The sequence below is a fragment of the Chitinophaga sp. YIM B06452 genome (assembly GCF_039655965.1).
Taxonomy (GTDB): Bacteria; Bacteroidota; Bacteroidia; order Chitinophagales; family Chitinophagaceae; genus Chitinophaga.
The window spans coordinates 674,390-688,203 of sequence record NZ_JAWLKY010000001.1 but is presented as its reverse complement, the minus strand read 5'-3'; the positions used below and the strand labels follow the sequence as shown (position 1 = coordinate 688,203).

9 protein-coding genes are annotated in these 13,814 nt (G+C 54.0%); 7 read left to right on the top strand and 2 right to left on the bottom strand.

The features are described from left to right. Positions 1 to 9: 9 nt before the first annotated feature. Positions 10 to 672: a deoxyribose-phosphate aldolase gene (deoC, locus tag R3I13_RS02470; protein WP_346316332.1), complete on the bottom strand. Its 663-nt coding sequence runs from the start codon at positions 670 to 672 to the stop codon at positions 10 to 12. 86 nt (positions 673 to 758) lie between these two features. Further along, entirely contained in the window at positions 759 to 4,079 is a 3,321-nt protein-coding gene (gene secA / locus R3I13_RS02465) for a preprotein translocase subunit SecA (RefSeq protein WP_346316331.1), read from the bottom strand. A 367-nt stretch (positions 4,080 to 4,446) separates the two neighbouring features. Between secA and R3I13_RS02460 the strand changes: the two genes are divergently transcribed. From R3I13_RS02460 to R3I13_RS02430, 7 genes are all read left to right on the top strand, one after another. After that, positions 4,447 to 5,685 (top strand): MFS transporter, encoded by a 1,239-nt coding sequence (locus tag R3I13_RS02460; protein WP_346316330.1) that lies wholly within the window; start codon positions 4,447 to 4,449, stop codon positions 5,683 to 5,685. 32 nt (positions 5,686 to 5,717) lie between these two features. Beyond that, entirely contained in the window at positions 5,718 to 6,881 is a 1,164-nt protein-coding gene (locus R3I13_RS02455) for a Gfo/Idh/MocA family oxidoreductase (RefSeq protein WP_346316329.1), read from the top strand. 254 nt (positions 6,882 to 7,135) lie between these two features. After that, positions 7,136 to 8,188: a sugar phosphate isomerase/epimerase gene (locus R3I13_RS02450; RefSeq protein ID WP_346316328.1), complete on the top strand. Its 1,053-nt coding sequence runs from the start codon at positions 7,136 to 7,138 to the stop codon at positions 8,186 to 8,188. 65 nt (positions 8,189 to 8,253) lie between these two features. Beyond that, positions 8,254 to 8,661 (top strand): c-type cytochrome, encoded by a 408-nt coding sequence (locus R3I13_RS02445; protein ID WP_346316327.1) that lies wholly within the window; start codon positions 8,254 to 8,256, stop codon positions 8,659 to 8,661. A gap of 27 nt (positions 8,662 to 8,688) precedes the next feature. Next, positions 8,689 to 9,408 (top strand): DUF1080 domain-containing protein, encoded by a 720-nt coding sequence (locus tag R3I13_RS02440; protein ID WP_346316326.1) that lies wholly within the window; start codon positions 8,689 to 8,691, stop codon positions 9,406 to 9,408. An 11-nt stretch (positions 9,409 to 9,419) separates the two neighbouring features. Continuing rightward, complete coding sequence (locus tag R3I13_RS02435) at positions 9,420 to 10,145, top strand: ThuA domain-containing protein (protein WP_346316325.1); 726 nt, start codon at positions 9,420 to 9,422, stop codon at positions 10,143 to 10,145. A gap of 100 nt (positions 10,146 to 10,245) precedes the next feature. Next, positions 10,246 to 13,656: a ThuA domain-containing protein gene (locus tag R3I13_RS02430; RefSeq protein WP_346316324.1), complete on the top strand. Its 3,411-nt coding sequence runs from the start codon at positions 10,246 to 10,248 to the stop codon at positions 13,654 to 13,656. The last annotated feature ends 158 nt before the right edge of the window (positions 13,657 to 13,814 follow it).

The following is a 13,814-nucleotide window of genomic DNA, read 5'->3' as shown; positions in this document are numbered from 1 at the left end:
GTTTTTCCATTATTGCATGGCTGCCGCCTGTTTCATGATCTCCACGCTTGCGCTTGCTCCTATCCTGGTCGCCCCGGCGTTGATCAGTTCCTGGGCAAAAGCAAATGTACGAATCCCGCCGGAAGCCTTGATCTGAATGTTGGAAGGCAGGTGTTTGCGCATCAGGGCCACTGCTTCAACGGTTGCGCCTTTTTCGGCGTAGCCGGTGGAGGTCTTCACAAAATCCACCCCGTACCGGGCATACAGTTCGCAGCACTTCACGATCTCATCCTCCAATAATATGCCACTTTCGATGATCACCTTCAGCGTGCGCTGTTTATTACGGATAATGGGCATAATGGTGGCGATCTCCTTCTCCAGGTAGCCCCAGTCGCCCCCGCGGATGGCAATGAGGTTGGCCACCATATCCAGCTCATCCGCCTCATCTATGATGGCCAGCACGCTTTCGGCCACCTTGGCTTCGATAGCGCTGTAACCGAATGGGAAACCCGTAACGGTGGCCACTTTGGTAGTAGCGCCGCCGGTGAAGGTCTTGGCCAGCTTTACAAAAGGAGGAGGCACGCAAACGGCCGCAAAGTCGTATTCCACGGCCTGTATGCAGAGGTTTTTGATATCCTCCACGGTGGTAACGGGTTTCAATACCGTATGGTCAATATACCGGTTGATCTTCATGGCAGGCGGTTTATCCCGAATTGATAACGGAGTTACGCAGGCGGGCCCGGGTAACTCCGTTAAGATGAATGGGTGTATAATGTTATTTACAGGTCTTTCCCGTGACAGTTCTTGAATTTCTTGCCGCTTCCGCAGGGGCAGGGATCATTCCTGCCTACTTTGGGGCCTACGCGCACCGGCTCGGGTTTGTGTTCTTCCGCGGCGGGAGCGTATTCTTCCCTGCGTGCAGCGCCTGCGCCATTGCCGTTTTCCTCGAATTCCTGGTGAGTGGCGCGCATGCGGCTCATGTCTGTTTTTTCCTCACGGCCTTCGGTGATCTCTGCGGATTCGCCCTGCTGGCCCGGGATGCCGCACTTGCAGAGGAATGATACGATCTCCTTGCTGGTGTCTGCGCTCATTTGCTTGAACAGCTCGAATGCCTCGAATTTATAGATCAGCAAAGGATCTTTCTGTTCGTACACGGCGCTTTGTACGGATTGTTTCAGGTCGTCCATCGCGCGGAGGTGTTCTTTCCAGGCTTCATCTATCAATGCCAGGGTAATGCTGCGTTCCAGCGCGGCGATGGTTTCCTTGCCGCCGGTTTCCACCACTTTTTTCAGCGGCGCCAGCACGTTGATGCCTTTTTTGCCGTCTGTGAAAGGAATGGAAATATTTTCGATATGCTGGCCCTGCTCTTCGTAGATCTTTTTGATCACGGGGAAGGTGCCACCGGTCACTTCCGCGGTTCTGCGGTGATAATTGTGAACGGCTTCGGCATAGAGTTTTTCAGCGATCTCCTGTACGTTGCCTTTTTGCAGCTCATCTGCGCTGATGGAAGTATCTACGGCGAAGTTCATGATCACTTCCAGCTTGAAGGCTTCATAGTCGCCGGATTCGCGGTAAGTGCTCACGAGCGATTCCGCTACTTCGTAGAAGGAATTGTCGATGTCTATCGCGAGGCGTTCGCCAAACAGGGCGTGGTTGCGTTTGGAGTAGATCACGGTGCGCTGCTTGTTCATCACGTCATCGTATTCCAGCAGGCGTTTGCGGATGCCGAAGTTGTTCTCTTCCACTTTTTTCTGCGCCCTTTCGATGGAGCGGGTGATCATGCTGTGCTGGATCACTTCGCCTTCTTTGTAACCCATGCGGTCCATAAGGGAAGCGATACGCTCGGAGCCGAACATGCGCATCAGGTCGTCTTCGAGGGATACGAAGAACTGGGAGGTGCCGGGGTCGCCCTGGCGGCCGGCACGGCCGCGCAGCTGGCGGTCTACACGGCGGCTCTCGTGGCGTTCGGTGCCGATGATAGCCAAACCGCCGGCTTCTTTCACGCCGGGCCCCAGCTTGATGTCCGTACCGCGGCCTGCCATGTTGGTGGCGATGGTCACGGCACCGGGCAAGCCTGCTTCGGCTACGATCTGCGCTTCACGGGCGTGCTGTTTGGCGTTCAGTACGTTGTGCGGTACTTTTTCGAAGGTCAGCATTTTGCCCAGCAGCTCGGATACCTCTACGGAAGTGGTACCTACCAGCACGGGCCGGCCGGCCGCTTTCAGGCCTTTGATCTCTTCGATCACGGCCTTGTATTTATCGCGTTTGGTTTTGTAAACCAGGTCTTCTGCGTCTTTACGTACAATAGGAAGGTTGGTGGGGATGGTCACCACGTCCAGCTTGTAGATCTCCCAGAACTCGCCGGCTTCGGTGGTGGCCGTACCGGTCATGCCCGCCAGCTTATGGTACATCCTGAAGTAGTTCTGCAGGGTGATGGTGGCGAATGTTTGGGTGGCGGCTTCCACTTTCACGTTTTCCTTGGCTTCGATGGCCTGGTGCAGGCCGTCTGAATAGCGGCGGCCTTCGAGGATACGGCCGGTCTGTTCATCCACGATCTTTACCTTGCCGTCCATTACCACGTATTCCACGTCTTTATCGAAGAGGGTGTAGGCTTTGAGCAGCTGCTGTACGGAGTGGATGCGTTCTGATTTAATGGCAAAGTCCTGCAGCAGCTGGTCTTTGCGCAGCAGCCTTTCTTCCGCGGGAAGGTCGAGCTTTTCAAGCTCTGCTATTTCGGAACCTACGTCGGGCATGAGGAAGAAGTTGGGATCTTCGCCTGCGCCGGTGATGAGGGCAATGCCCTTTTCGGTAAGGTCTACGCTGTTATTTTTTTCTTCGATGTGGAAGTAAAGCCCTTCGTCCACTTTCGGCATTTCGCGCTGCTGGTCGGCGATGTAATAGTTCTCTGCTTTCTGTTGCAGTACTTTAATGCCGGGCTCGCTGAGGTATTTGATAAGGGCGCTGTTCTTGGGCAGGCCGCGGTAAGCGCGCATCAGGGCCAGGCCGCCGGATTTCGGGTCGTCCTTTCCTTCTGCAATGAGTTTTTTGGCTTCGATGAGGCTGGCGTTCACTACTTTTTTCTGTTCTTCCACCAGGCGCTGGATGCGGGGCTTCAGGGCATGGAATTCCTGCTCGTCTCCGCGCGGGATGGGACCGGAAATAATGAGCGGCGTACGCGCATCGTCGATCAGCACGCTGTCCACCTCATCCACCATGGCAAAATGGTGTTTGCGCTGCACCATTTCTTCGGGGCTGTGCACCATGTTGTCGCGCAGGTAATCGAAACCGAATTCGTTATTGGTACCGTAGGTAATGTCTGCTTTATAGGCCTCGCGGCGCTCGAAGGAGTTGGGCTGGTGCTTGTCGATGCAATCCACGGTGATGCCGAGGAATTCGAACAGGGGGCCGTTCCATTCACTATCACGGCGGGCGAGGTAATCGTTCACCGTCACGATGTGCACGCCTTCGCCGGCAAGGGCGTTCAGGTAGGCGGGCAGGGTGGATACGAGGGTTTTACCTTCACCGGTGGCCATTTCGGAGATCTTGCCCTGGTGCAGCACGGTACCGCCGATGAGCTGTACATCATAATGCACCATGTTCCAGGTTACTTCGGTGCCCCCGGCGGTCCAGGTATTTTTCCAGGTCACTTTGTCACCTTCAATGGTGATATAGTCCTTTTTTACGGCCAGTTGGCGGTCCAGGTCAGTGGCTTTGGCAGTGATACTGCTGTTTTCCTTCAGCCTGCGCGCCGTTTCCTTCACCACGGCAAATGCCTCGGGGAGGATGGCCTGCAATATCTCTTCTATTTTTTTATCCCGCTCCTTGATCAGCTTGTCGATCTCGCGGTAGGTAAGGTCTTTGCTGTTAACGTCTTCTTCGGCTTCAGCGCTTGCTTTTTTGTCGGCAATCTCCTTGTCTGTGTCAGCCAGGTGGGCTTTGATGCGGCCGCGGAAGTCCTGCGTTTTTTGCCGCAGTTCGTCGATGGTAAGGGATGACAGTTTTTCGAACTCCTCGTTAATCTGCTTCACGATAGGGAGGATGAGCTTGATGTCGCGCTCAGACTTGTTTCCTCCGAAAAGCTTTGTTAAAAAACCTAGCATGTTAAAATTTTCGATTTCAAAAGATAAAATAACCTCGTGGCGGGAGAAATACAGTCAAATATTAAGCCCGGCCACGGGGTTGTGCCAAGGTGGCAGGAATTAGGTCCCTGTTTTCCGAGGCTCGTAAAATTAGGAATTTTTAGGGGATGCACGAGGGAAATGCGGGAATAACTTTGATTTTCCGGGAAATAATGCCAGCCTGTCATTATACCGCGGCGGAAAAAATAATTGTCTATTGAACACGAATTGTATATTGCATTTTAATAAATCGCCGGCTGTTCATCAAGAAAAGATGAAAATATGGAAATACTTTTTATAAATTTAAAGGTTTTAAATCCGCTATTGAATTTTTTATAAAATCACGTCTATGAAGCAGATACAGCCAACAAAGCTTTTTTACACCAGCTGTCTTTCATTAATTGTAACCGCTATGACCTTCGCCATCCGCGCAAGGATCATGTCTTTATGGGGATCGGACTTTACGCTCAGCAACGAACAGGTAGGCATTATTGCCGGCACCGCTTTCTGGGGCTTCACCCTGGCCCAGATCGTTGGCGGCCCGCTTGTGGACGTTGTGGGCATGAAAAAGATCCTGTATGTAGCCTTCTTCGGTCACATTGCCGGGGTGGTGCTCACCATCTTCTCCATGAGCTTCTGGCCGCTGTTCCTCGGCACCCTGCTGATCGGTATTGCCAACGGCAGCATAGAAGCAGCCTGTAACCCCCTGGTAGCCACCATTTACTCCGGCGAAAAAACCAAGATGCTGAACCGTTTTCACATGTGGTTCCCCGGCGGTAACGTGATCGGCGGCCTGATCGCCTACCTGATGATAGACCAGCTGCAGCTGAGCTGGCAGTGGCTCATGGGCATCCTCCTGGTTCCCATCGCGCTGTACGGGTTCCTCTTTTCTTCGGCTAAATTCCCTGAAACAGAAAGGGTAAGCGCCGGCGTTTCTTACAGCGATATGCTGAAAGCCTGCATAGGCCCTCTTTTCATATTCATGGTACTCTGCATGTTCCTCACCGCGGCCACCGAATTGGGCACCGGCCAGTGGATCGAAACACTGCTGGGCCAGGTAGGCGTTTCAGCCATCCTGATATTTGTATTTATTAACGGTATTATGGCCATCGGCCGCCTTTTTGCAGGTCCTGTAGTGCATAAGCTGAACCCTGCGGGCATGTTGCTGCTCTCCGCCATTTTCACGACCATCGGCCTGTACTGGCTGAGCAATGCCACCGGTTATGTAACTTTCGCGGCCGCATTTGTATTTGCCATCGGCACCTGTTACTTCTGGCCCACCATGCTGGGTTTTGTATCCGAATACATTCCCAAGACCGGCGCCATCGGCCTCAACATCATGGGCGGCGCAGGTATGCTGAGCGTAGCCGTGATCCTGCCTTTCATGGGCAACTGGTTCGACAACAATAAAGCCAAAGCCCTCCAGGCCGGTGCGGATGCCGCCACTGCAAACCTGGTTGCGGGAAGGGAAACGCTTACCACCGTGATGATCATGCCGATCATCCTCATCGTGGCATTTGCCGTCCTCTACTTCGCCTACAGGAATAAAAGCAAGGTGAACCTGAGTGCAGAAGCACAAACCGCATAATCCAAGTAATCATATCGAAATTAAAATATAGTATGGACAGGAAACTTAGAATGGGAATGATCGGCGGTGGAAAAGACGCCTTCATTGGCGCCATCCACCGTATTGCCGCCAATATGGACGGCCTGATCGAACTGAAAGCAGGGGCTTTGAGCATCAACCCCGAGATCGCACAGGATTCCGGACGCTCGCTGTTCCTGGAGAGCGACCGCATTTATACCGACTTCAAAACCATGCTGGAAAATGAAGCCGGCATGCCTGCAGACAAAAGGCTGGACTTCATCACCATCGTGACGCCCAACTTCGCGCACTTTGAACCCGCCATGATGGCGCTGGACAAAGGTTTCCACGTAGTGATCGAAAAGCCGATCACCTTTACGCTGGACGAAGCCAAACAACTGAAAGCAAAAGTAGAGCAGACCGGTCTTACCCTGCTGCTCACACATACCTACACCGGTTACCCCATGGTAAAGCAGGCCCGCCAGATGGTAAAGAACGGCGTGCTCGGCAAGATCCGCAAGGTATGGGTGGAATACCCGCAGGGCTGGCTCAGCAAACTCAGCGAGCGTGAAGGCAATGCCCAGGCAGCCTGGCGCACAGACCCGAAGCGTTCCGGTAAGAGCGGCTGTATGGGCGACATTGGCACACATGCCGCCAACCTCGCCGAATACATCACCGGCCAGCAGATAGACAAGCTCTGCGCAGACCTGAACGTGATGGTGGAAGGCCGTATGCTGGACGACGACGGCGCGGTGCTGCTGCGTTTCAACGAAGGCGCCGCAGGCGTGCTGATGGCGTCGCAGGTGGCTGCGGGCGAAGAGAATGCGCTCAAGATCCGCGTCTACGGCGAAAAGGGCGGTCTTGAATGGGCACAGCAGGAGCCCAACACCCTGCTGGTGAAATGGCTGGACAAACCCACGGAGATCCTCCGCGCGGGCGCCGGCAATCCGCACCTGAGCAGCTATGCCACGCACAACTGCCGTACCCCGGGCGGCCACCCTGAAGGTTACCTGGAAGCGTTCGGCAACCTGTACCGCAATTTTGCGCAGACCTTAACAGCTAAGATAGAGGGCACGACGCCGGCTCCCGAATCGCTGGACTTCCCGTCCGTGAACGAGGGCATCCGCGGCATGGCGTTCATCGATATGGTGGTGAAATCTTCCGCCAGTACCGAAAAATGGACGAAATTCGAGATTTAACTGGCCGTTTTGTGCGAATTGACGGATATTGGATTTCTTTAAAAACAGTTACAGATGAAAAAGCACGTCATTGCGAGGAGCAGCGCGGCCAAAGCGGGAGGGGCGACGAAGCAATCTCTTTCACTGAGTTTGATACACTCAATATTTGGAGATTGCTTCGTCGCGCTCCCGCGCACCCCCTGCTGCTCCTCGCAATGACGCGAACGGAGATGCGTTGGTGTAAGTAAGCAGATAACAAAAAATAACTTGAACGGATGAAAACAATCAAAGGGCCCGGTATTTTCCTGGCGCAGTTCCTGGACGATAAAGCCCCTTTCAATACCCTGGAGAGCATCTGTAAATGGGCGAAAGACCTGGGCTTTGTTGGCGTGCAGATCCCTACCTGGGACGCGCGGGTGATAGACCTGAAAAAGGCCGCCGAGAGCAAGACCTATGCGGATGAGATCAAAGGCATCGTGAACAGCGCGGGGCTGGAGATCACCGAGCTGAGCACGCACCTGCAGGGCCAGCTGGTGGCCGTTAACGCCGCTTTCGGCGAGCTATTCGACGGCTTTGCTCCCAAGGAAGTGCGCGGAAACAACAAGGCCCGCACCGAATGGGCCGTGCAGCAACTGATGTACGCCGCCAAAGCCAGCCGCAACCTTGGCCTGAACGCTCACGCTACCTTCAGCGGCGCGCTGATGTGGCATACCTTTTACGCCTGGCCGCAACGCCCGGCGGGACTGGTGGAAGCAGGTTTCAAAGAACTCGCTTCCCGCTGGCTGCCTATCCTGAACGAGATGGACGCCAATGGCGTGGACCTTTGCTACGAGATACACCCGGGCGAAGACCTGCACGACGGCGCCAGCTACGAACGTTTCCTGGAAGCTGCCGGAAATCATGCCCGGGCCTGCCTGCTGTATGATCCCAGTCATTTTGTTTTGCAATGTCTTGACTATCTTGCCTACATCGATATCTACCACGAAAGGATCAAAATGTTCCATGTGAAAGATGCCGAATTCAATCCCACCGGGCGCTCCGGCGTTTACGGCGGCTACCAGGGCTGGGTGGAAAGGCCCGGCAGGTTCCGCTCCCTTGGCGACGGGCAGGTGGATTTCAAGGCCGTGTTCAGCAAGCTGACGCAATACGATTATGCCGGCTGGGCCGTTCTTGAATGGGAATGCGCGCTCAAGCACCCTGAAGACGGTGCAAGGGAAGGCGCTCCTTTCATCAAAGACCATATCATCCGCGTTACCGAAAAAGCGTTCGACGATTTCGCGGGAACCGGCGCAGACGATGACCTGAACAGAAGGATACTCGGTATCTGAAGTCCGGGCGCAGCGCGTCTTTTGACCTAAAACGATTTTTCTCAATTATAAAAACTCGGTTAACGATGAAAAAAACAATGTGGATGCCGGTATGCATGAGCGCGGTACTCCTTATGGCTGCATGCGGCGGCGGTGGAGAAAAGAAAGAAGAAGGAAGCTCAACATCTTCAACAGAAACGACCGCACCTGCGGCAGACAACTCGATGGTAGCGGACGTTAAAGGCAAAGGTAAAGAACTGATGGCCGCACAGGACTGCGCAACCTGCCACAAAGAAACTGAAAAAGTGATCGGCCCTTCTTTCAAAGAAGTAGCGGCCAAATATCCTAACACGCCGGAGAATGTTTCCACGCTGGCAGACAAGATCATCAAAGGCGGTTCAGGCAACTGGGGCGAAGTGCCCATGGCGCCGCACGCCGCGATCTCCAAATCCGACGCGGAAGAAATGGTGAAGTACATTCTCACCGTGAAATAAATTCATCCTTTAAACAACCTTTTTTTTATGAAACGTTTATTCACTTCCACGTTGCTGCTGGGCCTGCTTGCGGGCGCCACGGCTACATACGCACAGGGACCTTCCCTCACTGCCAAAGAAAAAAAAGCAGGATGGAAACTCCTGTTCGACGGTAAGACCACCGCAGGATGGCGCGGCTACCTGAAGCAGGAAGTACCCGGCGCATGGAAAGTAGAAGACGGCGCGCTCTTCCTGGACACCGATGCCAAGAAAGCGGGCGCTTCCGGCGGCGACCTCATTACAGACGGTGAATACGAAAACTATGAACTGGAACTGCAATGGAAGATCTCCGAAGGCGGCAACAGCGGCATCATCTTCGGTGTGCATGAAGACCCGAAGTTCAGGGCCACCTACGCCACCGGTCCTGAAATGCAGGTGCTCGACGACGCCAAACATGCCGACGGAAAGATCCACAAACACAACTCCGGCGACCTGTACGACCTGATCGCGGCGCCTTCCAAATACGCTAAACCCGTAGGAGAGTGGAATACCGCCAAGATCATCAAAAAAGACGGAAAGCTCACCCTCATCTTCAACGGCCACAAAACCGCTGAAACGACCATGGGCACCGAAGAGTGGAAAACGCTCGTAGGCGCAAGCAAGTTCAAGACCTGGGAAGGCTTCGGCGCTTATCCCAAAGGGCACATTGCGCTGCAGGACCATGGCGATAAAGTATGGTACCGGAATATCAAGATCAGAGAACTGTAGTAACAGCACCTATGCTCAGCAAAAAATACATCCTGCTCCTGCTCGTAGTACTCGTGGCCGGCTCTTCCTTCAAAAAGGCAAAGCCCAGGCTGCTGGTGTTCTGCAAAACAGCGGGCTTCCGCCACGACTGCATCCCGGTGGCCAAACTGGCCATGATAGACCTTGGCGCGAAGAACGGGTTTGACGTGGATACCACCGAAGACGCGTCGCTTTTTACAGCGGACAACCTGAAACGCTACAAAGCCGTGATGTTCCTGAACACCACCGGCAATGTGCTCAACGCGGAGCAGCAAACCGCGATGGAATCGTACATCAAAAAAGGCGGCGGTTACATTGGCGTGCATGCCGCTACAGACACGGAATACGACTGGCCATGGTACAACCAGCTGGTGGGCGCTTATTTCTTAAGCCATCCCCATCAGCAAACCGCTACCCTGCAGGTAGTAGACCGTTCGCACGTTTCCACCAAACACCTGGATGCAAACTGGGTGAGAAAAGACGAGTGGTATAATTTCAAAAGCATCGTACCGGGGCTGCATGTGCTGATCAGGATCGATGAAAGCTCTTACGAGGGCGGGAAGAACGGGAATGATCATCCCATGAGCTGGTACCGGGAATTCGATGGCGGCCGGACCTTTTACACGGAACTGGGCCATACGAAAGAATCTTACAAGGAAGAAGCATTCCTGAAACATGTGCTCGGAGGGATTCAATATGTAACCCGCATAAAGAAATGACCGCAGGGCCATGCAACATATCAGCAGGTAGAGACGCAAAATTTTGCGTCTCTACCTGCTTTAGCACAACCACGTTTCCAATACAAACATGTATTACTCAATGAAAAATTCTTTATTACTGCTGGCCCTGGTTGTTATGGGCCTTGGCATCGCAAGCTGCTCCAAATCCAGGCCCGGCAAGCCAAAAGTGCTGGTGTTCTCCAAAACCGAAGGATTCCGCCATGCCTCTATACCTGCCGGCATCAAAGCTATTCAGCAACTGGGCGCCGATAACGGTTTTGATGTAGACACCACCGAGAACGCCGCGTTCTTCACCGAAGATTCCCTGGCACAATACGCTGCTATTATCTTCCTGAACACCACCGGTGATGTGCTCGACAACCGCCAGGAAGCGGACTTTGAACGCTACATCCAGGCAGGTGGCGGCTTTGTGGGCATTCACGCAGCCACCGATACCGAATACGGATGGCCCTGGTACGGCAAGCTCGTGGGCGCTTACTTCAACGACCATCCTGCCGGTACCGCGAAAGCCAAACTGACGGTAACGGACAAGAACCACCCTTCCACCGCTGAGATCCCCGAAACATGGGAGCATACCGATGAATGGTACAACTTCAAGAACGTGAACAAAGACACGAAAGTGCTGATGAAAGTGGATGAGAAGACCTACAAAGGCGGCACCATGGGAGACGACCACCGCATCAGCTGGTATCATGAATACGACGGCGGCCGTGCCTGGTATACCGAGCTGGGCCACACCGAAGAATCTTACACCGAACCTACTTACCTCAAACATATTCTCGGCGGTATCCAATACGCCATTGGCAAGAACCGTGTGCTGGATTACGCTGCTGCAAAAACACAGCGTGTGCCGGACGAAGACCGCTTTACCAAACAAATGCTCACCAGCGGCGAATTTTTTGAGCCGACCGAAATGGCCATCCTGCCCAATCTCGATGTGCTCGTAGCACAGCGCCGCGGCGAGATACTGCTGTACAGCGAATCGCGGAAGAACCTCACGCAGGTGGGCTTCCTGAACGTATATCACAAAACCGACGTGAAAGGCGTGAACGCTGAAGAAGGTTTGCTCGGCCTCGCAACAGACCCCAACTTTGCGAAGAACAATTACATCTACCTGTTTTATTCCCCCGCCGATACTTCCGTGAACAGGCTGAGCCGCTTTACGTTCAAAGACAATAAAGTCATCCCTGAAAGCGAAAAGATCATCCTGCAGTTCTATTCACAACGCCAGATATGCTGCCACACCGGCGGTTCCATCGCTTTCGGCGGAGACGGCCTGCTGTATCTCTCCACCGGCGACAATACCACGCCCTTCGACGAGCCCGGCCAACCCTACACCAGCAAGGGTTTTGGCCCGCTGGACGACCGCCCGGGGCACCTGCAGTATGACGGGCGGAGAACCTCTTCCAACACCAACGACCTCCGTGGTAAGATCATCCGCATCCGCGTGAAGGAAGACGCCACTTACGAAATTCCCGAGGGCAACCTCTTTAAGGCTACCGATAAAACGAAAGCGGAGATCTATGCCATGGGTACCCGTAACCCTTACCGCATCTCAGTAGACCGTAAGACCAATTACGTTTACTGGGGCGACGTAGGCCCGGATGCCTCCAACAATGACTCACTGCGCGGTCCCAAGGGATACGACGAGGTCAACCAGGCTAAAAAAGCAGGTTATTTCGGTTACCCGCTGTTCATCGCGAACAACCAACCTTACCGTGCTTTCGATTATGAGACCGGCGTTTCCGGTCCCGCATTCGACCCTGCCAAACCGATCAACAACTCGCGCAACAATACCGGCTTAACCGAGCTGCCACCGGCTACTTCCGCGTTCATCTGGTATCCTTACGGGAAGTCTGAAGAATTCCCGCTGACAGGCGCAGGCGGCCGTAACGCAGAAGCAGGCCCTGTGTATTACAGCGAGTTCTATCCCGCTGAAACACGTTTCCCGGATTATTACAACGGCAAACTCTTCATCTACGACTGGATCCGCGGCTGGATCATGGCCGTGACCATGGATAAGGACGGCAACTACCAGAAGATGGAGCGCTTCATGCCTTCCACTAAGTTCAATGCCCCGATCGATATGGAAATGGGTCCTGACGGCAGGTTGTACGTGCTCGAATATGGCAACGGCTGGTTCAGCAAAAATGCGGACGCCGGTCTTTCCCGCATCGATTACAACGGCGGCAACCGCGCGCCGAAAGCCACGCTGAAAGTGGATAAGCTCACTGGCGCATTACCTTTCAAAGTGAAACTGGAAGCGGAAGACGCGGTAGACCCCGACGGCGATGCCATCACTTTCCTCTGGAACTTCGGCAACGGCAACAAGCTTGAAACGAAAGAGCCTTTTGCTGAATATACTTTCGCCACCGCCGGTGAATACCCCGTGTTCGTGGACGTTACAGACAGCAAGGGCGCCACTTCCCGCACCAAGATGATAAATGTATACGCCGGCAACGAAACGCCCGAAGTGAAAGTGAATATCCTGGGCAACCAGCAATTCTATTTCCCCGGCAAACAAGTGCGTTACAGCGTAAGCGTAACGGATAAAGAAGACGGCAGCACCGCCGCCGGTACGCTGGATGTTGCCAACCTTTACGTGAAAGGCGTGTACATGGAAGGGAGGGATAAAGCCGCCATGAGCCAGGGCCACCAGGTTATTTCAGGCGCTATCGCAGGGAAGAACATCATGGAATCTTCCGACTGCAAAACCTGTCACAAACCCAATGAGAAGTCCATCGGCCCGAGCTTTATCCAGGTGGCTGAAAAATATAAAGCCGATCCCAAATCGCCCGAATACCTTGCTGAGAAGATCATCAAAGGTGGTGGCGGCGTTTGGGGTGAAACGGCTATGAGCGCGCACCCGAATATTTCGAATGCGGAAGCCAAACAGATCGTGGAATACATCTTCTCCCTGGCCGGGGGCGCCAAACAGGAGCCCAGCCTGCCGGTTTCCGGCACTGTGGACCCCACAATGGGCGGCGAGCTGAAAGACAGGGGCGTGTTTTACCTGATGGCTTCCTATACGGACAAAGGTGGTAAAGGTATCCGTCCGATTACCGGCGTAGCCAATGCCGAGCTCCGCAACCCGCGGTTCCAGGCGGGCAGCTACGTAAAATCCGACGCTGCGGCCACTGTCGAGATCAACGGTAAAAAACTGCTGATCCCCACGGCCAATTCCTGGACCGGTTACCGCGAAATGGACCTGACGGACGTAACCGGGCTGGAGCTGAGCTACTTTGTGCAGGAAGCGCCGCAATACGGCTATACCGTTTCCGCGCACCTGGACAGCCAGGGCGGCCAGCAGCTGGGCTCTGCCGTGAACATCGGGGCGGGCGCGGCTTCCGGCAAGCCTAACACGGCTACCATTTCCTTCCCGGCCGTTACAGACGGGAAGAAACATGCGCTTTACCTGGTGTTCAAAGCGGCAGACCCCGCTGAGAAAGCACCGGTAGGCGTGGATGTGGTAAGGCTTTTGGCTAAATAACACCTTGCAGGCGATAATTTGTCAAAAAAAGGGCAGGACGATCGTCCTGCCTTTTTTTCCTTATTGTTGTAGAAATCAATTTTATGGAAGTCATAAACTAGAATGAGTTCAGGCGATCCCTAAAGACGCACCTTGCTAAAGTCGCAGACAATCATGAC